The sequence below is a fragment of the Gammaproteobacteria bacterium genome, assembly GCA_003696665.1.
Taxonomy (GTDB): domain Bacteria; phylum Pseudomonadota; class Gammaproteobacteria; order Enterobacterales.
On sequence record RFGJ01000239.1, the window covers coordinates 1 to 1,062 of the forward strand.

The following is a 1,062-nucleotide window of genomic DNA, read 5'->3' on the forward strand; positions in this document are numbered from 1 at the left end:
CGCCCACCCAAACTCGTTTGGAAAAAGCGGGACAAAGGCATTGCATCGTTTGAAGTCAACCTTCTTGGGATTATTTTGCAAGCAGTTCCGAAAACTCGCGATCTTACTTGCCAACACATCGCTAATGCCGTCACATGACCAAAGCATCGGCGTCAATAAACCCAGCAACAAAGTGGTGACGCGAGCCATACGTAAACTAGTCATTTTAGTCCTCCTGTGATCTAACATAACGACCTTACCCATGCCTGATAGGCACCTTGTTAAGAGGTTGCAACAGCGAACGAGTTGAAACATGGCTAGTGAAAAACAAAGACGCCAGTGTACACCCAAACGCAAGAAGGATGCGATGGCACTGGTCACTGAACAGAGCTTGTCCATTGCCAAGTTTGCGCTGAAATTTTTTCCACACGCTTAAAGTGAACGGATTCGAAGGCATGATTTGCGACACGCTAGCAGATGCGACAAACAGTATTCGAGTCTATCGAAGTGTATTACTGTCGGATTCATGGCCTCAGTCCCATCGGTCGCCTCAGTCCGGAAGTATGTGCGGCAATGACGGCTGCGGCGCTGCCTTCAGTGCATAAGGTTTTAAACAGATGGCATGCGCTGGTTGTGATCACGATATTCCTAATAAGGCAAAACCGAAAAGAAAGACCAACGACACAAACGACGTTAAACGGCGGGCACGGGCACGCAGCATAACGATCCTCCTGGTTTTTCCTTAAACCCGGGTAGACCGCTTAACGTACCCGGTACTCTATGACGGTAAATTTTGGTGGAATGGTATCAAAAGAAATCGAAAAATGATGTGAAAAATTACCGAAAATTGCATTTTTTAAGACGGCTTTAAATAAGGAAAAGGCACTTCTTCATTGGTCCATCCATATCACCTTATTTTGCCTATCACTGATAGCGGACCGCACTGCTCACACCCTGTTCACGGCACAACTCGGGAACCAGCACGCCAGCCTCGGCCTGTTGGCGCATCCCTGGCCCTTGGTCGTCAACCTGTCGCGATTGGGGCGACTGGAATCTGGTGTTGCGCCGTTGTTCTGACGTTCC

1 protein-coding gene is annotated in these 1,062 nt (G+C 48.5%); it reads right to left on the bottom strand.

Annotation, left to right across the window (positions count from 1 at the left end; all coding sequences use genetic code 11):
* Positions 1-189, bottom strand: a 189-nt coding sequence (locus D6694_06800; protein RMH43654.1) for a hypothetical protein, incomplete at its 3' end; no start/stop codon positions are given.
* Positions 190-1,062 lie beyond the last annotated feature (873 nt).